Source organism: Shewanella sediminis HAW-EB3 (assembly GCF_000018025.1).
Taxonomy (GTDB): Bacteria; Pseudomonadota; Gammaproteobacteria; order Enterobacterales; family Shewanellaceae; genus Shewanella; species Shewanella sediminis.
This window is the reverse complement of record NC_009831.1, coordinates 4,787,494-4,806,159: the sequence shown is the minus strand read 5'-3', so window position 1 is coordinate 4,806,159 and position 18,666 is coordinate 4,787,494. Positions and strand designations below refer to the sequence as shown.

General features: G+C 47.8%; 16 protein-coding genes. 11 read left to right on the top strand and 5 right to left on the bottom strand.

Annotated elements, in window-relative coordinates; genetic code table 11:
• Positions 1 to 63 precede the first annotated feature (63 nt).
• Positions 64 to 1,437 carry a Na+/H+ antiporter NhaC family protein gene (locus SSED_RS20535; protein WP_012144268.1) on the bottom strand — a complete coding sequence of 458 codons (1,374 nt, stop codon included), beginning with the start codon at positions 1,435 to 1,437 and terminating at the stop codon, positions 64 to 66.
• A gap of 346 nt (positions 1,438 to 1,783) precedes the next feature.
• On the opposite strand from SSED_RS20535, the gene SSED_RS20530 reads away from it, so the two are divergent.
• The 3 genes from SSED_RS20530 (at position 1,784) to SSED_RS20520 (ending at position 4,095) form a co-directional block, all read left to right on the top strand.
• Positions 1,784 to 2,332 carry a DUF3087 domain-containing protein gene (locus tag SSED_RS20530; protein ID WP_012144267.1) on the top strand — a complete coding sequence of 183 codons (549 nt, stop codon included), beginning with the start codon at positions 1,784 to 1,786 and terminating at the stop codon, positions 2,330 to 2,332.
• 139 nt (positions 2,333 to 2,471) lie between these two features.
• Positions 2,472 to 3,260 (top strand): substrate-binding periplasmic protein, encoded by a 789-nt coding sequence (locus tag SSED_RS20525; RefSeq protein WP_012144266.1) that lies wholly within the window; start codon positions 2,472 to 2,474, stop codon positions 3,258 to 3,260.
• Between the two features lie 193 nt (positions 3,261 to 3,453).
• On the top strand, positions 3,454 to 4,095 hold the full coding sequence (locus SSED_RS20520) for a LysE family translocator (protein WP_012144265.1): 642 nt from the start codon (positions 3,454 to 3,456) through the stop codon (positions 4,093 to 4,095).
• Between the two features lie 43 nt (positions 4,096 to 4,138).
• Here SSED_RS20520 and SSED_RS20515 read toward each other — a convergent pair whose 3' ends face one another.
• On the bottom strand, positions 4,139 to 5,083 hold the full coding sequence (locus SSED_RS20515; RefSeq protein WP_012144264.1) for a LysR family transcriptional regulator: 945 nt from the start codon (positions 5,081 to 5,083) through the stop codon (positions 4,139 to 4,141).
• Positions 5,084 to 5,224: 141 nt separating this feature from the next.
• On the opposite strand from SSED_RS20515, the gene SSED_RS20510 reads away from it, so the two are divergent.
• The 4 genes from SSED_RS20510 to lgt all read left to right on the top strand — a co-directional run bounded on the left by SSED_RS20510 (position 5,225) and on the right by lgt (position 10,064).
• Positions 5,225 to 6,694: an NAD-dependent succinate-semialdehyde dehydrogenase gene (locus SSED_RS20510; RefSeq protein ID WP_012144263.1), complete on the top strand. Its 1,470-nt coding sequence runs from the start codon at positions 5,225 to 5,227 to the stop codon at positions 6,692 to 6,694.
• A gap of 129 nt (positions 6,695 to 6,823) precedes the next feature.
• Positions 6,824 to 8,107: a 4-aminobutyrate--2-oxoglutarate transaminase gene (gene gabT / locus SSED_RS20505; RefSeq protein WP_012144262.1), complete on the top strand. Its 1,284-nt coding sequence runs from the start codon at positions 6,824 to 6,826 to the stop codon at positions 8,105 to 8,107.
• A 400-nt stretch (positions 8,108 to 8,507) separates the two neighbouring features.
• Positions 8,508 to 9,038 carry a GNAT family N-acetyltransferase gene (locus SSED_RS20500; protein WP_012144261.1) on the top strand — a complete coding sequence of 177 codons (531 nt, stop codon included), beginning with the start codon at positions 8,508 to 8,510 and terminating at the stop codon, positions 9,036 to 9,038.
• 234 nt (positions 9,039 to 9,272) lie between these two features.
• Positions 9,273 to 10,064 (top strand): prolipoprotein diacylglyceryl transferase, encoded by a 792-nt coding sequence (gene lgt / locus SSED_RS20495; RefSeq protein ID WP_012144260.1) that lies wholly within the window; start codon positions 9,273 to 9,275, stop codon positions 10,062 to 10,064.
• 128 nt (positions 10,065 to 10,192) lie between these two features.
• Here lgt and SSED_RS20490 read toward each other — a convergent pair whose 3' ends face one another.
• Positions 10,193 to 11,203, bottom strand: coding sequence for a WD40 repeat domain-containing protein (locus SSED_RS20490; protein WP_223295931.1), 1,011 nt, complete (start codon positions 11,201 to 11,203; stop codon positions 10,193 to 10,195).
• A 443-nt stretch (positions 11,204 to 11,646) separates the two neighbouring features.
• Here SSED_RS20490 and SSED_RS20485 point away from each other — a divergent pair, with 443 nt between their 5' ends.
• Genes SSED_RS20485 through SSED_RS20475 form a run of 3 tightly spaced genes read left to right on the top strand, consistent with a single transcriptional unit; the run spans position 11,647 to position 14,348 of the window.
• A complete protein-coding gene (locus tag SSED_RS20485; RefSeq protein ID WP_012144258.1) occupies positions 11,647 to 12,390 on the top strand; it encodes a (Fe-S)-binding protein in 744 nt (247 codons plus the stop codon).
• A gap of 10 nt (positions 12,391 to 12,400) precedes the next feature.
• Positions 12,401 to 13,774, top strand: coding sequence for a lactate utilization protein B (locus SSED_RS20480; RefSeq protein ID WP_012144257.1), 1,374 nt, complete (start codon positions 12,401 to 12,403; stop codon positions 13,772 to 13,774).
• Positions 13,775 to 13,778: 4 nt separating this feature from the next.
• Entirely contained in the window at positions 13,779 to 14,348 is a 570-nt protein-coding gene (locus SSED_RS20475) for a LutC/YkgG family protein (protein WP_012144256.1), read from the top strand.
• A gap of 55 nt (positions 14,349 to 14,403) precedes the next feature.
• Here the strand turns inward: SSED_RS20475 and SSED_RS20470 are convergent, their stop codons facing one another.
• Positions 14,404 to 15,300, bottom strand: a complete 897-nt coding sequence (locus SSED_RS20470) for a LysR family transcriptional regulator (protein ID WP_012144255.1) — start codon at positions 15,298 to 15,300, stop codon at positions 14,404 to 14,406.
• A gap of 159 nt (positions 15,301 to 15,459) precedes the next feature.
• A complete protein-coding gene (locus SSED_RS20465) occupies positions 15,460 to 16,200 on the bottom strand; it encodes a substrate-binding periplasmic protein (RefSeq protein ID WP_012144254.1) in 741 nt (246 codons plus the stop codon).
• 410 nt (positions 16,201 to 16,610) lie between these two features.
• Between SSED_RS20465 and SSED_RS20460 the strand changes: the two genes are divergently transcribed.
• Positions 16,611 to 18,659 carry a cation:proton antiporter gene (locus tag SSED_RS20460; RefSeq protein WP_012144253.1) on the top strand — a complete coding sequence of 683 codons (2,049 nt, stop codon included), beginning with the start codon at positions 16,611 to 16,613 and terminating at the stop codon, positions 18,657 to 18,659.
• Positions 18,660 to 18,666 lie beyond the last annotated feature (7 nt).

The window sequence follows — 18,666 nt, the reverse complement described above, 5'->3', positions numbered from 1 at the left end:
GAATTATCCCCATAAGGTGCCCTATTTTATCCACATCTTCAATACCACTATAGGTATAAGCTATTAAGCAGTTCGCTTACGTAAAATAACGATAGAGATAGCGACAACGGCTAAGATCATGCAGTACCAGGCGTGAGTGACAGCTTGCAGCGGTGAGATGCTAAAGATTGAAGCGACCAGCAGTGCCTGTGCGCCATAGGGGATCAGCCCTTGCACTATGCAGGAGAAGATATCCATGATGCTGGCGGCGCGCTTAGGTGTCACCTCATGTTTTTGAGCCAGATCTTTAGCTATGTCACCCGTGACAACGATAGAGACGGTATTATTGGCCACACAGGTGTTGGTCAAGGCTACAATGCCGGCCATACCCAGCTCCGATGCGCGAGTCGATGCTTCGCCTTTGGCTTTAGAGAAACGTGTGATCAGTTTCTCAATCTGCTCGCTGACAAAGGTAAGACCGCCCTGTTGCTGCATTAACGCCGCCAATCCGCCGACGAGCATAGAGAGAATGAAGATCTCCTGCATGTTGGTGAAACCGGTATAGATATCCTGACCGAATTGTATCAGACCATAATCCATGGTGAATAAGCCGGTGACACCTGCCAATAAAATACCTATCGTGAGCACGACGAATACATTTAAGCCAGATACCGCCAAGATTAAAATGGTGAGGTAAGGGATTACCTTGATAAAATCTATCTCTTGTGGCGCTACATCAGCTTGACCCTGACCGACTAATGTGAAGACGATTAAGGTGATGATAGAGGCTGGAATGGCGAAGATTAGGTTCTCTCTGAACTTATCTTTCATCTCACAACCTTGGGTACGCGTCGCCGCAATCGTGGTATCCGAGATGATAGAGAGGTTATCGCCAAACAGAGCGCCCGATATTACCGCACCGGCCATTATGGCCAATTCAATCTGGGCTTCGTTAGCCACGCCTAGCGCTATCGGTGCCACGGCGGCAATCGTGCCCATAGAGGTTCCCATGGCGGTCGCAATGAAGGCGGCGATGACGAAGAACCCGGGTAGTAGCAAGTTTGACGGAACTAAAGATAGGCCCAGTGCCACAGTGGCATCCACGCCACCGGTTGCTTTGGCTACGGATGCAAATGCGCCGGCTAACAGGTAGATAAGGCACATAGCGATGATGTTTGAATGACCGATACCTTCAATAAAGGTATCTATGCTTTGGTTGAGCTTCTGTTTCGAGATGATGAGCGCAAAGATAATGGCTGGCAAAATCGCGATAACGCTGGGAAGTTGATAAAACGCAAAATCAACGCCCTGGCTCTGGAAGTAGACGCCGGCACCAATAAATAGGGCCAGGAATAGAAAAAGGGGGAGTAGTGCCAAAAATGAGGCGTTAGGAGCAATGCCATTGGCTGCTGTTTCTTGGGTATTAGTAGAAGTCGTCAAAGTGTTCTCTCTTTTCATCGTTCATCAAACCATTGGTTCCGCCCTCCTAGCTGGAACACGCCGTCATTTTTTATCTCATATCTAGCTCATGTTTAACCAATGCTTAGTTATTGTTTAACTATGAACCAAAAATGACGAAATGGTACATCTCAATAGTCGAGAGGATATGAGATTTATAGACGTCTGTCAATTTAGACGTCTAGATGTTTTTACTTCTAATCTGTTTTTCTGTTTTTGCAAACAAAAATGTGCGTTCAATCACCTAATTCATTCAGTCTTAAGTGTCTCTTGGGATACTATGGCTAATATGATTAAAATTTAGATTAAATCACATCCGTGCCTGTATCTTAGAGAAAGTGAATAAATGAAGTTACGTGAAATTGATAAGAATATATATAAAAAGAATCTCAATATTGTCAGCGTGGGGTTAGTGGCCGGCCTGATCATTTTGTCATTGGTTTTTGGTACTGGGCTGATTGCCATCTTCGGAGTCGATACGAGTTTAGCAAATGCCGCAGAAGTTGAGTCGACCGGTAATTTTCATCTCAACCTGCTCGGGGTTATCTTCGCCGCCCTGGTGTGTGGCGGCGGTCTATGGCGGATAAAAGACAATCCGTTTCTGGCCGAAGTCTATTATGTTTGGCGACTCAAGGCGCTGCATAACCGTATCTACCGCCAGCTTAAAATCATCAAAAGTGCAGCAGATGCAGATAACCTCGATGCGCTCATTACCTTGAGTTTTTATTACACAAGCCTGAAGCAGGTCTACCTGCTTGATAATAATACGCTCACTATGCCCAAGTTAGAGAAAGATATCGTACAGCACGAAGAGACGATAACCGGATTGGGGCTGTCGGTATCGCCCGATATGTTCGAAGAATCTATGCTATCAGAGCTGAAAACTAAAAGTTAAAGTTAGCATTAAAGTAAGCAGTTTAAATCAGGTTCCACTCATCACCCAGAGAAAGGTGAGCAGGGGAATTTTGGTCTAAACTTGGTGGGAGCATCTGTTGCCAACACTCGATTGGCTGATGCTCTTATCCGGGTGAGTCATGAAAAAAACCATCATAGCGTTAATCCTATTCTTGTGTGGCAGCTTACATCTTCAGGCGAGCTCTGATGATGCGCTCGATATCGCGATACTGGAATATCCCCCCTATGAGTATACCGATAACGGCCAGTTTCATGGCGTATCGGTGCGTCTGGTCGAAGCCGTCTTTCAGCGTATAGAGCAACCCATTAAGTTACAGGTATTACCCTGGTCCAGAGCGTTAAAATTTATGAAAGAGGGAAGAATTGATGGCTTAATCGAAGTCCTGGTTGTCCCCGAAAGACTGGCCTATATCGATTTTAGCCAGGTAGTATTAATGGAGGAGAGGATAACCTTGTTTGTCGTCGAAGACTCCCCAATAACCTTCGATGGAGATCTGACGGCACTGAGAGAGTATCATTTTGGCGCCCGGCAAGATTTCAGTTATGGCACAATTTTCGATGAGGCGGTTGCCAACAGGGTCATTAAGCATATGAGTATCGATGTTGAGTTTGATACCCTGCTGCTCAAGCTATGTACCGGTGATATCGATATTCTTATCGGTGAAAAAAATACCATTCACTATGTTTCCAGCAGGATCAAGGTGCTGCAAAATACCTCTATTAAACGTTGTAAAAATATCAAGCGATTATCACCAGTTATTCAATCCACATCCGCGTATATGGGCTTCTCTAAGGTGAATAAACTCACTCATATCAGGGATAGATTTGATGAGGCCCTGACTGAGATGAAGCGAGATGGCAGCTATGAGAAGATTGTCGAAGCCTGGTGGAGTGAGCATAGTTTATAAGATTAGGAGCCAGGATCTAGAATCTAGCTACCGGCCTGCGAAGAGAGTTATCTCTGTGTCCATCGGTAATCTAGTGCCCATCACTAAATACCCACCACTCAATTTCCTAAAAGCTATGCAGAGATCCATTTATTTGCTATATCTCAGATAGAGAGTCGTTGCCGAGGGGAATATTTTCAGGTGGAAGCAGAGGGTGAGTCGATTGGGAATTAACGATATTTGGTTGTTTGTACTCTCGGGAATTGCGCTGAATATCATGCCGGGGCCCGACTCGCTTTATATTGTCGGCCGCAGTGCGACACAGGGCTTCAGGGGCGGCTCGATGGCTTCTTGGGGAATAGCGACCGGCACCTTAGTGCATATCTTGGCCGCAGCGTTTGGCTTATCGGCAATACTCGCGACATCGGCGATGGCTTTCACCGTTATTAAAGTGGTTGGGTGTTGTTACCTGATCTATATCGGCCTGACTATGTTATTGAGCCGCCGGGGAGCAGCGACGCAGGATGTTAAAGATCAAGCGCCAACCTCACTCTATAGGATCTACTCTCAAGGATTTTTAACCAATGTGTTGAACCCAAAAATCGCCCTGTTTTTCCTGGCCTTCGTGCCACAATTTATCGCCTATGATTCCCCGAACAAAGCGCTGTCATTCATCATTTTAGGTTTGATATTTATCTTTAATGGCATGGTCTGGTGTCACTTTCTAGCGTGGAGCTCCTCTTCATTGAGTCGTAAAGTAAAACATAGTTCATTCCTGAGCCATTGGTTGAATAAAATTGCAGGTACTCTGTTTATCGGCTTCGGGATCAAGTTGGCACTCGGTCAGCAGACCTGACCCTCACTCTCATTCAGGCTTATACCGATTGGTATTAATGGTCCTATCTCGAGTTTCCCGTTGGTTTCAAGTGGAAAACCTCTTCGAACGCGGCTTTCAGTAGCTCTACTTTGCTGGTTTCCCGCGGGCTCTTCTTAAACACCATCGATAGGTTAAATTGATAACTGGCCGAGTCTGAGTGGATGATCCTCATCTGCTCCGACTCCAGCTCTGCTTGGATATAACTCTGTGGCAGGTAGCCGATATAGCAGCCGGAGAGTATCAGGGTCTTTCTGGTATCAAACTTGTACGCTTTTGCCGAGAGATTAAGTTTCTTCAACTGCTCACGCCCCTCAGAGTCGATATCTATCCCCGGGTGTATGGATGGGGACTGGGCTAACATCTCGGGAGTGATCTCTTCATCGTTCAGTTTGAAATAGGGGTGATTGCTACTGCAACACAGATAAATAGGTTCACTGAAGATAGTCTGGTAGCTCAGGCCTTCGATCTGCTGATAGCTGGGTAGCAAGCCGACATGTGCCTTATCCTGCAATAAGGCTCGCTCGATATTGTGAATGGCTTCACCGTCTAAGATCAGGTGCAGCTGCGGCTCTTTGATGTGCAGATACTGGATAACCTGAGCAAGCTTCTGCTGCATGGTACTGTCGAGCTGATCGGCACAGAGCAGAATCAATTCACCACTCAGCTCTTTACCTAAGCCATTGACCAAGAGTGAAAAGTCGTTGAGTGAGTCAAACAGCTCTATGCAGGCATGATAGACGGCCTGTCCATCTTCGGTTAAGGCAAATCCACCACGTCCGCGGCTGCAGAGTTTGAGCTTCATGCGGCTCTCAAGGTTAGACATGTGCACGCTGATGGTCGAGCGCGTGACACCCAGCTCGGCTTCGGATGCCGAGAAGCCTCCATTTTCGACAACGGTTCGAAATATACGCAGAAGACGCAGGTCATACTCGGTAATGGCTTTTGGAATGATCGAATGCTTGGCCATAGTTTTACCACCATAAAACATAAGGTTTAATGTTTTGTATTTAACATGAGTTCATTTTGCTATTCAATAGGGACTACAAGTTTTAGAGAAAGTTTTTTATAAAAAGTTTTTAGAGATAAATTTATTTCTGCAGGAGTGAATATGCAAGATCTTAAAGACCCCAGTTTGGTTAAGCTCAGCTCTTATATCGATGGCCGATGGAGCGAGGCTGGTATTGCTTCCTCTGTCACTTTTGAAGTGACCAACCCTGCTAATGATAGCGTCGTTGCCAATGTGCTTAATGCCGGTATCGATGAAACCGAGGCGGCAGTACTGGCTGCGAAGAGAGCCCTTCCGGCCTGGTCTAAAAAGTCAGCTAACGAGCGAGCCGCCATACTCAGAGCCTGGTTCAACCTCATGATGGCGAATCAAGATGACCTGGGACGGATCCTGACTCTGGAACAGGGTAAGCCCCTCGCCGAAGCGAAAGGTGAAATTGGTTATGGTGCCGCTTTCATCGAATGGTTTGCCGAAGAGGGAAAGCGCGTCTATGGAGATACGATTCCGGCGCCATCGGGTGATAAGCGCATCATCGTCATTAAGCAGCCTGTGGGGGTTGTGGCATCTATCACTCCCTGGAACTTTCCCAATGCCATGATCGCACGTAAAGCGGCGGCGGCATTAGCGGCAGGTTGTACTTTTGTGGTTCGCCCTTCACCACTGACGCCACTGTCGGCGCTTGCCATGGCAGAGTTGGCCGAGCGGGCGGGGATCCCGGCCGGTGTATTAAATGTCGTGGTGGGTGAAGATGCCGTAGGCATGGGAGAAGTGCTGACGCAACATCCCGATGTTTCAAAGTTTACCTTTACTGGCTCGACGGCCGTGGGCAAGATTTTGATGACGCAGAGCGCGACGACTGTGAAGAAGGTCTCCATGGAGCTGGGTGGTAATGCCCCCTTCATCGTCTTCGATGACGCGGACATCGACGCTGCCGTGCAGGGAGCACTCGTCTCTAAGTATCGTAATGCCGGCCAGACATGTGTCTGTACTAATCGTATCTATCTCCAAAAAGGTATTGCTAAGGAGTTTACCGATAAATTTGCCACTGCGGTTGCGAACCTGACATTGGGAGATGGACTCAGTGAAGGGGTGACTATTGGCCCGATGATCTCATCGACAGCGGTGGATAACGTCAGCAAATTGGTCGCAGACACACTCGCCCAGGGCGGCAAATTGTTAACCGGTGGTCAGCGTAGCGAAGTGGGGGCTAACTTCTTCGAACCGACAATTGTCACCGGAGTCACCAATGAGATGTCATTGGCACGTAATGAGATATTTGGCCCCGTGACGCCGATCATCAGCTTCGATAACGAAGAGGAGGCGATCGCCATGGCCAACGATACCGAATATGGACTGGCGGCGTATTTCTATTCCCGCGATATTGGCCGAATCTGGCGAGTCGGTGAGGGGCTCGAATTTGGCATGGTGGGAGTAAACGAGGGCATTATCTCGAATGCCGCAGCGCCATTTGGCGGAGTAAAGCAATCGGGGAATGGTCGTGAAGGCTCTAAGTATGGTCTCGACGATTATCTGGAGATCAAATACCTGTGCATGGGTGGCTTGGACAGGTAAAGACTGAGATGAAGCTAGGCCTACTAGGGCTTTGCCTGTCTAATAGGCGTAGCCGTCCGCGAAGCGATAGGCCTCAGGCCGTCATCTTAGCTTTCAGGAGCTAAGACCTTAAATAAAAGGACAAGAGTAATGACCAACAGCAATTTACAGGCGCGCAAAGCCAAGGTGATGCCCCGTGGCCAGGGTAATGTCTATCCTGTGTATGTCGAGCGTGCTAAGAATGCCGAACTTTGGGATGTGGAGGGCAAGCGATATATCGATTTCGGAACGGGGATCGCGGTGTGTAATACCGGCCATAGCCATCCTAAAATTGTAGCTGCTGTTAAGGCTCAGTTAGATAAGTTCAGCCATACCTGCGTTATGATCAACCCCTATGAGTCGGCGGTAGAATTGGCCGAAAAACTCACGGCGATCGCGCCGGGTGATAGCGAAAAGAAAGCCATCTTTGTGACAACTGGGGCGGAAGCGGTAGAAAACTGTGTCAAGATTGCCCGCGCCCATACCGGTCGAAGAGGGGTTATCGCCTTTAACGGTGGTTTCCACGGTCGAACTAACTTAACGATGGCATTAACAGGCAAGATCAGTCCCTATAAGCAGCTGTTCGGCCCATTTGCCGGTGATATTTACCATGCCCCCTTTCCGATGGCCTTCCATGATGTTTCGGTAAAGGATTCGCTTAAGGCGCTGGAAAACCTGTTTAAGGTGGATATTGCTCCGAGCGATGTCGCGGCCATAATCGTAGAGCCTGTGCAGGGCGAGGGCGGCTTCTATGCCGCGCCAAGTGAGTTTTTACAGGCACTGCGTCGGCTATGCGATCAACATGGTATCGTCTTGATTGCCGATGAGATCCAAACCGGATTTGGCCGTACCGGTAAGATGTTCAGTTTTGAACACGCGAACGTCGAAGCAGATCTGATGACCATGGCGAAAGGGATCGCCGGTGGCTTTCCTATCGCGGCCGTCGTGGGCAAGAGTGAGATTATGGACGCGCCTCTGCCCGGAGGTTTAGGTGGTACCTATGGTGGCTCTCCCGTGGGCTGCGTCTCTGCGCTGGCGGTATTGGAGGTGATGGAGGAGGAGAACCTGGTTCAGCGAGCATCGCTTATTGGCAGTATCTTCAATGAGCATCTTACTTCACTTCAAAATAGATATCCGGATCTGATCGGTGAAGTTCGTCATCAGGGGGCGATGATCGCCCTGGAGCTGGTCATCGATGGAGATGCTGACAAGCCAAATACTGAGCTCACTCAAGCTATTATCGGTAAAGCGGCGGAGCATGGGCTGATTCTCCTGGCCTGCGGTTTCTATGGCAATGTGATTCGTTTCTTGCCGGCTCTGACTATCTCAGATGAGATAATCTATGAAGGCTTAGATAAGTTCAATAGTCTGTTTAATGAGCTTGCGGGAAGTTAAAAAAGGATCCAGCCTTGAGCTACGAGCTACGAGCTACGAGCTACGAGCTACGAGCTACGAGCTACGAGCTACGAGCTGTAGGAGCTGGCTTTAGCCGCGAATCTCGAGAGTAAGCTTATAAGTTTGAAGTCTACACCTCGTCCTCAGTGGCGGGGTGTTTTTTTATGTCAGCCGGCTTTAATGCCGTCATCCTGAACTGGTTTCAGGATCTGGCTTGATGCTCTAAGCAGCCAAATAATGGCAGGGATGCTGATCTGATTGTTAAAATGTGAAAATATGGGACTAAACTAATACTAGAGCTCAAATACTGGAGAAGCTCGTGAAGTAGAGCGGGACTCTGGTAGGACTGGAGCTGGGTTACTTTTTATATGTTTAGCAGAGGATTGTTCAAGGAGTTGATGTGGATATCTCAGTGGTAGAGTCGTTCGAAACGACGGGGTTAGCCTCGAGTCAAGATGTCAGAGATGCGTTGAGTTCATTGTTAATCGACAGTGTAGATAGCGGCGCATCGGTGGGGTTTGTTACCCCCTTTTCTCATGCTGACGCTATGGCTTATTGGGATGGTGTCGAAGCCGATATAAACTCAGGCATGCGCAAGCTTATTCTGGCATGTGATGGCGATGAGATCTTAGGTTGTGTTCAACTATCTACGACAGATAAGCGCAATGGCCTGCATCGCGGCGAGGTTGAGAAGTTGATGGTGCGAACCAGCGCCAGAGGAAAGGGGATCGCTAAGAAGCTGATGCTTAAGCTCGAAGGGTTGGCGCTCGAGTTAGATAGGACGCTTATCGTATTAGATACGCGTAAGGGGGATGTTGCTTCGACCCTGTATATCAATCTTGGTTATAGTTTTGCGGGAGAGATCCCCAACTTCGCATTGAGCTCAAGTGGTGAGTATGAGGCGACGGTTTTGTTTTACAAAGAGCTTTGATTCTAACGACGATATATCTCTAAAATGGTCGCAGTATAGCCGGCTCCCACATGCAGGTGGCCATTTTTGAGTCGGCACTCATTATAATCTCCTGACCTGGTTCATGGTCATGCCTTCGGTAGGTTTGTGGTTATCTCTTAGTTAAGAGTGACACAATGCTTGCCTAATCAAGCGTATCAGCGTAAAACTCCTGTCAGATAAACAATTTTCTCGCTTTAAATCGGAAGGCTTAATTTGGACCACTTTATTTGGAATATCGATCCTGTATTAATCTCGTTTATGGGGCTAAAGGTACATTGGTATGGTGCGCTGTTTGCGACGGCCATCGCATGTGGCTTTCAGGTGATGAAACGCATCTATATCAAGGAGGGACACGATGTTGAGTCGTTAGACAATTTACTGATCTATTGTGTGGTGGGGATCATCGTCGGTGCCCGGTTAGCCCATTGCTTCTTCTACGACCCGGCCTATTATTTCAGCCACCCTTTAAAGATCTTCGCTATCTGGGAAGGAGGATTGGCCAGTCATGGTGGTGGTTTAGGCGCTATTTTAGCGCTCTTCTATTATCATAAAAAAGTGAAGATGCCTTTTCTCTATCTGCTCGACCGATTAGCCATAGCTACCGCGATATTTGGCTTTTTTGTCAGAATGGCAAACTTCATGAACTCTGAGATCTTAGGCCTGCCGACCACGGCACCATGGGCGATTATCTTCGAACGTGTCGATATGCTGCCTCGTCATCCGGCGCAACTTTATGAAGCCTTTGCCTATTTGGCTATCTTCATCGGTTTATCTGCAATATTCAAATATACCCGGATGAAGCAAAAAGAGGGCGCAATATTCGGTCTCTTCCTCTGTCTCGTCTTCGGCGCCAGATTTGCTATCGAATTTGTCAAAGTAAAGCAGGCGGTCTACGCCGATGATTGGGTCATGAGTGCCGGTCAGATGTTGAGTATTCCCTTCCTTGTGGTCGGTATCGCTCTGTTGGTTATGCCTTATATTAAGTCTAACAGGGCTGCGCAGTAATTCAGGAGGCTTTTTGGCTGCCTACTTCTGCGTTGAATGATTTCAAGAGGGATCACCATTCCCTCATCCATTCGTCTTGAATTAGTTTGCCAAAAAAACGCTGAATAGATCACTTTCCTATACCGACTTTACAGTCCCGACCTGGAGATATTAATTGATTCAATATCCCAGGTCTCTAATGCGCCATCGGAGCTCAGACTCCATAGGGTTCCTGAGCTATCTACGGCCATTGAAACCACTGTGGTACCGGCAGAGAAGGCGGTGATGTTCCACTTTGCCAACTCTTTTCCCGTCTTAACATCCCAACTTGCCAACTCCTGCTTAGACGATGAGGTGATCAGCATCTGGCCACGTTCGACAAATAGCGCCTGACGAAAATAGCGGTAGCGCTCCAGATAGTCGAGTTGGCTAAGGGCTTGTGTCGTTAACGAATCGGCGATGAATTGATTATCCAGGGCATCGGCGACAAATATTTTTCGATTCGCTTCATCATAAGAGACGCTGGTTATCCGGAACTGATTGGAGTATTCATGGATCACCTTGCCTGTGGTGGCAGCCCAGAACAGCACGTGACCATCGTGTGATGCCGACATCACCTGCTGGTTGTGCGCCGCATATTCGATACGAGTGACTGGTCCATCGTGAACCAGAAACATCGACATCTGATTACTAATCAGATCCACCGAAATAACCGAGCCTTCATTCAACCCGATGAGTACCTCATTACCCGTATGGCTCAGGTGCAGACTGGTGATGACAGCCTCGGGATCGAATCCCTCAACTTGCCAGGTCACGGTTAACTTTCCTGTTTTGATATCAAAAATCGACACTCGATGCTTACCCGCAGTGCCCAGCAGACGTTTATCTCCCGACAGTGAAATATGGTAGAGCTCTTCGATGAAGTCAGACTCGTTCCATTCGTGAATCAAGCTTTTCGAATCGTTATCCCATACCGAAAGGTGATGCTTTCGGGTCAGGAGGGCCGAGATCGTCGCATCATCGGATAGTTGAGCCGCAATCACGCGATCGCTGGTCAATCTATCTGTCGATAATGATGTTTGCCCCGCGGGAGGTTCGCTGCAAGCTGTCAAACTCAGTGTTATACAGATGCAGAGTAGGGGAAGCATGATGACTTTCACTCTTATCTCTCCTTGGTTTTTCGTTAGCCTAACACAGTAAGCGTACCAATTATTAACGTTAGATTTGCAACTTTTGTCCCCTCCATGAATCCTGCTAAAGACTGAGTGTGGATACTCTGTCTTAGGCCGGATAACTAAGAGAATTATCACTTCGCTATGCCTTATTCAGGTGCTAACCCAGAATGACTCTGGCTCTGTTATACGTATTCGCTAACTGAGTTATCTTGTTGTGAATAGGTGGAGGATATTCGCTGGCTATGTTTCATTTTTGGAAATATTGTGAGTCATATTTACTAAATTAGCACTACTTATTATTTGGCTAATGCCTAGACTTGTGGCTATTTAATAACCCTGCCACCGGGGAGATGTATCTGACTGATACCTCAGTTTTCAATGAGTGATGAGCCAGATACCCGCGGCAGCCAACAATAAGAGAACGCTATATGAGAGTTGCACTTTTCATTCCGTGTCTGGTGAATCAGATGATGCCGGATGTCGGCATTGCTACGCTGGAATTGCTGGAAAAGCTGGGTCATCAGGTGATATTGCCCAAGGGGCAGACCTGCTGTGGTCAACCTATGACTAACTCCGGCTGTTTTAATGAAGCTAAGAAAACCACCCTTAAGTTATTGAATGCGTTTAAAGGTGTCGAGTGTGACGCGATTGTTTGCCCGGCGGCCTCCTGTTTAGTTGCTGCGAAAGAGAACTTTCATGAGTTTGATACCAGTCCGGAAGCTCAGAAGGTGATTGATAAGCTGTATGAACTGACCGAGTTTCTACATGATGTCTCTCCTATCCCGGTCTTTAGTAAGCCGTTCTCCCATAAAATCAGCCTGCAGATGAGTTGCCATGGGATCCGTATGTTGGACTTAGCAACACCGAGTGAGCAGATGGGGCCTCGAAATAATAAGGTTGAGGCGGTGCTGAGTCAGATCCCTCAGATTGAAATTGTCTATCCGGACAGACGCGATGAGTGTTGCGGCTTCGGTGGTACATTTGCTCTGGATGAAGGGGCTGTATCCGGGAAGATGGGTAAAGATAAGGCGCAAGCTCATGCGGCAACAGGCGCGGCTTACGCGGTAGGTTTCGATCCCTCTTGCCTGCTACATATTGACGGCATGATTAAACGTCAGAAATTGCCGATACAGATCCGTCACATCGCCCAGGTGATTAACGCCGCATTATAGAGAGCTCACTATGTCAAATAAGAATTCAGCGGTACATGCCAAGAAGGCCGAGATATTTTGTCGGGATGAAGCGAGAGTCGACTGGCACTCGAAAGCCCTGTGGACGGTTCGGGAAAAGCGTGACCGTGCAGCCGGTAGCCTGCCCGAATGGGAACAGTTGCGTCAGATAGGTTCAGAGATGAAGCTACACACTCTGACGAATCTTGGTTTGTACCTGGAAGAGTTTGAGAAAAACTGTCTGGAAAATGGAATTCAGGTTCACTGGGCTAAAGACGGGGCCGAACATAACCGTATCGTGCATAAAATTTTAGCCGATAAGAAAGTGAAAAAATTGGTTAAGTCTAAGTCGATGTTAACCGAAGAGTGTCACTTAAACCCTTACCTTGAAGGACATGGCATTGAGGTGATCGACACCGATTTAGGTGAGCGAATTATTCAGCTTGCGGGTCAGCCGCCTTCGCACATCGTTCTCCCCGCTATCCATATGAAGAGGGGGGAAGTGGGCGATCTCTTCCATGATAAAATTGGCACAGAGGCTGGCGCTTCCGATCCATTCTACCTGACCCGCGCCGCCAGAGCCCATCTCAGAGAGCAGTTTCTGTCGGCTGATGCCGCTATGACCGGTGTTAATATGGCCGTTGCCGATAAAGGCGCCGTGGTCGTGTGTACCAATGAAGGTAACGCGGATATGGGAGCCAACTTGCCTAAGTTGCAGTTGCACTCCATGGGTATCGATAAGATTGTTCCCGATCTTGAAAGTGCGTCGGCTCTGCTTAGAACCTTGGCACGTAATGCGACGGGCCAGCCGGTCACCACCTATAGCTCATTTTATCGTGGTCCTCAGGAGGGTGGCGAGATGCATGTCATTATCGTCGATAATGGCCGCACCGATATGCTTAAAGATAAGATATTGGCAGAATCTCTCAAATGTATCCGTTGTGGTGGCTGTTTAAATACCTGCCCGGTTTACCGCCGTTCCGGTGGTCATAGTTATAACTACACAATTCCCGGTCCTATCGGAATTGCTGTCGGGGCACAAAATGATGATACCAACTCTATTCCATGGGCTTGTACCTTGTGTGGTAGCTGCTCCTATGTTTGCCCGACTAAGGTGCCGTTAGATAAGATCATTCACCATCATCGTCGCTTGAAAGCCGAGGCCGGTAAACTCCCCTATGGTAAGAGTAGTTATATGCCTCTGGTGGGGAATTTTATGGCGAGCGAAACCATGCTTAACTGCTCGATGAGTGTTGCTCGCACCGCACTAAAAGTCCTTCCCGGTAGCCTCCTCAAGCCTTTCTCTGGCGCCTGGGGTAAATATCGTGAACTTCCTACCGCTCCAAACTCAAGTTTCGAAGCTTGGTTTAAGAAAAACAGAGGCTAAAAAGATGTCGAGTAAAGATTATATTTTGAATGCGCTTAAGAGCTCGGCCATCGCCCCTCAGGCTATGCCGGTGTTTAATGTGGCTCCGCGAATTGATGATCTTGTGGGTCAATTTGAGACCAACCTTAATACCGTAGCGGGAACGCTCCATAGGGAAGGCGGGTTAGTGGCACTGCAGCTGAAGGTTGATGAGCTTATCGCTCAGGGGCTGCAAGTTATCTCTATGGTGGATGGCATTAAGGGAAACCGAGCGGTTACCGATACTGCGCATGAACTCAGAGATATCGATTATGCGGTGATCCCCGGCGATCTAGGTGTAGCCGAGAATGGGGCTATCTGGGTGAATAACAAAAATCTGGGACACAGAGTCACGCCGTTTATCTGTGAAAACCTCTTTCTGGTTATTGAAGCCGATACGATAGTAGCCAATATGCATCAGGCTGCCTCTAAGGTCACCTTAGAGAAGGGAGAGTTCGGTACCTTTATCGCGGGCCCGTCAAAAACCGCTGATATCGAACAGGCATTGGTTGTTGGTGCCCACGGCGCCTGTAGCTTAAACGTATATCTGGTTTAACGGTTAATAAGACTCGAGGAGCTGGGCGACTGTTCCGCTCCTCGTATCTGCACCTCTATACCGTAAAAAGCTCTTGAGCTTTTGACTGCATAAATTCAATAAAGAGTTTGACCTTAAGAGGTTGCTGGCTACGTTGATGATACAACATGGAGATCCGTCGCTGCTCTCCTGTCCACTCAGGCAGTACCTCGACCAGCTGTCCGGATTTTACCTGCTGCTTTACAAATAACTCGGGTCCATACAAGATGCCACCGTCATCTACGGCGGCATGGACAGCACCATACAGATCACCTAAGGTAAGTTTGGCCGGGCCATCATAGTAAAAATCTTCACCACTTCGGTGTTTCAACGTCCAGTTAAACAGGGGCCACACCTTGATTAAGGCGTGTTGCTTCAGTTGATTTGGGTGGTCGATCTCTGCGGCCTGCGTTAAATAGCTCGGTGAGGCATACAGACCATAGTTGAGTACACCCAGTGAGTTCGATACCCAAGATGAGTCAGGTTGAGCACCACCGACGATAGCAATATCGACTCCCTCTTCAACCAGATCTATAGCATTATTATTTTGGGCTATATGCAGTTGAATATCGGGGTGCATTTTAGAAAATTCATTTAACGCACCGATAAATATCATTGAAATGATCGATACCGGCGCCGCAATTCTCAGCGTCCCTTCCGGTTTATTAATCACTGAATCTGAGCAGTTATCGAATTGAGATATGGCATCCTGATAGCGTTTAAAAAGCGCCTCGCCCTCTTCGGTCAAGCGCAGTTTTCGTGTGCTACGCATGATAAGTTGGGTATCCAGGCTCTCCTCAAGCTTATGTACCTTACGGCTCACCGTCGCGATTGGCATGTTTAGCGCTTTAGCGACTTGAGAGAACCCACCCGTATTGACCAGATGGACAAAAAGGTAGATTAATTGCAGCTCACAAGCGGGGTTTGAACTCATTAGAACAGCCTTTCGCGTTAATCCTGAAGGGGATTATAACAAGACTCGTTTGAGCCTTATTGAAGTAAATCAGTAAATGTCTATTTAGCAGTGTGTCATATGAGCACGGCGACGCCTTCATCATAAAGAGGACGCCGTTGAACACTTGCCGACTTCATATTATTTCAGGTATTTGTCGTAGATAGCCTGGTAACGCCCCGTCTCTTTGAGGTGTTTTAGCCCGGCATTGAAGTCATCTCGAATATGTTCGTCCCAAAATACCGGTCGATAATCCATAGGGTTCAATTCAACAAAATGATGCTCCTCTACAGGCTTAGGCTTAAATCCTTTTTCTCGTTGTAGGTGCAAAGTGAAGTAATTGAAAATATTACGATCGCTGAGCACCACATCATAATGCTGCCTGTTGAGTGTTAGCGCCTGTAAAGACTGGTTATTTTGTTCGTGGTAGAGGTTGGACTCCTGAACATTCTTAAGCCACTTCGGGTATCGCTTGGCGGCACCATAAAAGGCTATCACGCTCAAGCCCTGTAGATCTTCGGGCTTCTCGATGATGATATTACGCTCTTTGAGGGTGATAAAAACATTGTCATAAAATACGGCTGGATCGCCATATAACGCGCCCTCTGGCTCCATATCCCGGCCTAAGTCGGTCATGGCTGCATCGACATTGTGCGCTAAAAAGGTGACCGGGATCCTGGCAAAGGGGTAATACTCCGGTTTCAGTATGTGACCACGATAGGCCAGGGCTTCACCTATCACCTCCACTTCAATCCCCGAATCGGTGGCGGGAAAACAGAAGGGGGGGATCTTTTCGCCGAATGCCATAGTGACCTCTGCCGCGAATAGGGGAAATGTCGATACCCAAAGCAGTACTGCTGTTAAAATTTTACCTATATTCATTCTCTAGCTCTTGATTTTGGCTTATTGCCGGTGCAATACGTCATATCAAATATGGATCAGCTCGAGACAGTTCGCTAGCTCACTATGATATCCATTCGGTCAGAATTAACGGATCTCAGCTTAATTAGTATCAATATGTAATTTAAGTGTTACCAGACAATCGTACAACATATGGGCATCTTAGTCAGTTTAAACTGTGCCTATCTGTTCAGATCAGACCTCTACATTGTGACGATAATCAATCACTGCGGTGAATTTCAGATAAGAGGTAGGAAGTGGATTATGTCCGGTGTGATCGAGTTGGCAATCTTACACTGATGGGTATTACCTTTGGGTAATTGCGCTTTTACGACTACTTTTAATAGAGAGGGATTTGACAATTTTTGTCAGGAAATTGGATAGGTGGCGTCATGCATATGCAAACGACCTTGCTGCTGTTGGTCTTTTTTGTGATAGCGATATTATTGGGAATAATATTGCGCAGGTTACTGAAAAATACTGCGATCCCATACTCGGTAGCCCTGTTGTTGCTCGGCATGTTAATTGGTACCAGCCTGAATGTTGACTCGCATATCCCGGTCCTCAATGAACTCAACTCGGCGTTTGTTCTCGCCAGCCAGTTAGATGCCAATCTGATTATGTTTATCTTCCTGCCTGCACTGGTGTTTGAGTCGGCTTTCTCCCTCGAGGTGCACCTGTTTAAACGTATGTTCTCTCAAATTGCGGTATTGGCCATTCCCGGCTTGGTGATCTGTACCCTGTTTACGGCCATCTTAAGCCTGACTGTGCTGCCCTGGCATTGGTCTCTCGGTACCGCCTTGATGTTTGGTGCGATAGTGAGTGCGACCGATCCCGTCGCCGTTGTTTCTCTGCTCAAAGAGATGTGTTCGCGAGTCAGATTGCAGACATTAATCGAGGGGGAGTCGCTGCTCAATGACGGTACGGCTATCGTTTTATTTACCCTTTTTCTCTCTCTGGCGACACAGGTCAAACCCGAGTTCAATACCCTGGAGGTGATCTATGAGTTCTTTCGTGTCGTTTCTATCGGAGTGCTCATAGGGGCTGTGGTCGCAGCGATAAGCCTCAAGTTTATCGGTTCTATCTTCAATGACAGTCTGATTGAGATCGCGCTGACATTGGTGTTGCCCTATCTGGTTTTTTATCTGTCAGAGCACCTGTTTCATGCTTCTGGTGTCGTGAGTGTCGTTACCCTTGCCCTGATCTATGCGGGCCCTGGGCGAACACGCTTTTCTCCCGAGGTGATGGAGCATCTGCACCATTTCTGGCATACCCTCTCTTTTCTCTTCAATACCCTGATTTTTATTCTGGTGGGATTAGTCGTCTCTACTCGCTTGGGTATCGCAGATCTCGCCAATTGGCAATACTTGGCGGTTATCTTTGCCGGGATCTTAGTGATCCGTACCATGGTGATTGTCGGCCTGATGCCGATTCTGGGCAGGATAGGGATAGGCCTGACGAAGGAGAAGTCAATTGTATTGATATGGGGCGGATTGCGTGGCGCCGTCTCGTTAGCTCTGGCCCTTATCGTTGCCACCAACGAGTCCTTGGATATTCAACTGCGGGATCAGGTCCTGTTTCTGACCGCAGGCATAGTGGTATTAACCATCATAGTGAATGGCTCATCCATGCGCTTCGTGATGGCAAAGTTAGGCTTAGATAAACTCCCTAAGGCCAAGCAGCAGGCGTTTGCCAAAGTGCAGCATAAGATCTCCGATGAGATCATCACGGTGAGGGAGCGGTTACATGCCGATGAGCACCTGAAAGCCGTTAACTGGCCTCTGGTAGATAAAAATATCGTGTCGGTCTGTGAGCCCTTTGAAGATGAACAGAGTTTAGATACGGAGGTTGAATTTTTACGTAAACTATTGGAATCGGAGCGACAGTTTTACTGGAATCAATTTGGCAAGGGCTTACTGAGTCAGGATGCGACCCATATTCTGGTCGAGGCCATAGAAAAGGCGCTCGATGGTACGCCTAAAATATGGCCCAGAAGTTCGATAGAGAAACACTGGACAATTCCAACCTGGTCCCTGCGCTGCGGTTCAGTCCCCCTTATTGGAGCCTATGCTCGCGGCGTAAGCTACCGACAACATATCATCATCTTCGAGAGTGCCAGAGGGTTATTCGAGTCGAGCCAGTATATCCTGGAACTGGCGCCTAGTTTGTCACTGGAGCCTGCCCATCTTGAGCAAGCCATGAAGCAGATAAGACAAGTGAATTTATTTGCGCAGAATACCTTGAATGATTTCAGACAAAAATCACCGCATCTGGTCGAGCGGGTCGAGTCATATCTCGCGTTGCGGATCTTGTTAAATACAGAGCGCAAGATGATACAGGAGCTATCTCATGAGGGGATGATCTCTGAGGTCGATGCAGAAAAACTGATCGAAGCCGTCGAATTTAAGATGCATCAAAGTAAGAAGCAGAGAGCCGACTGAACACTTT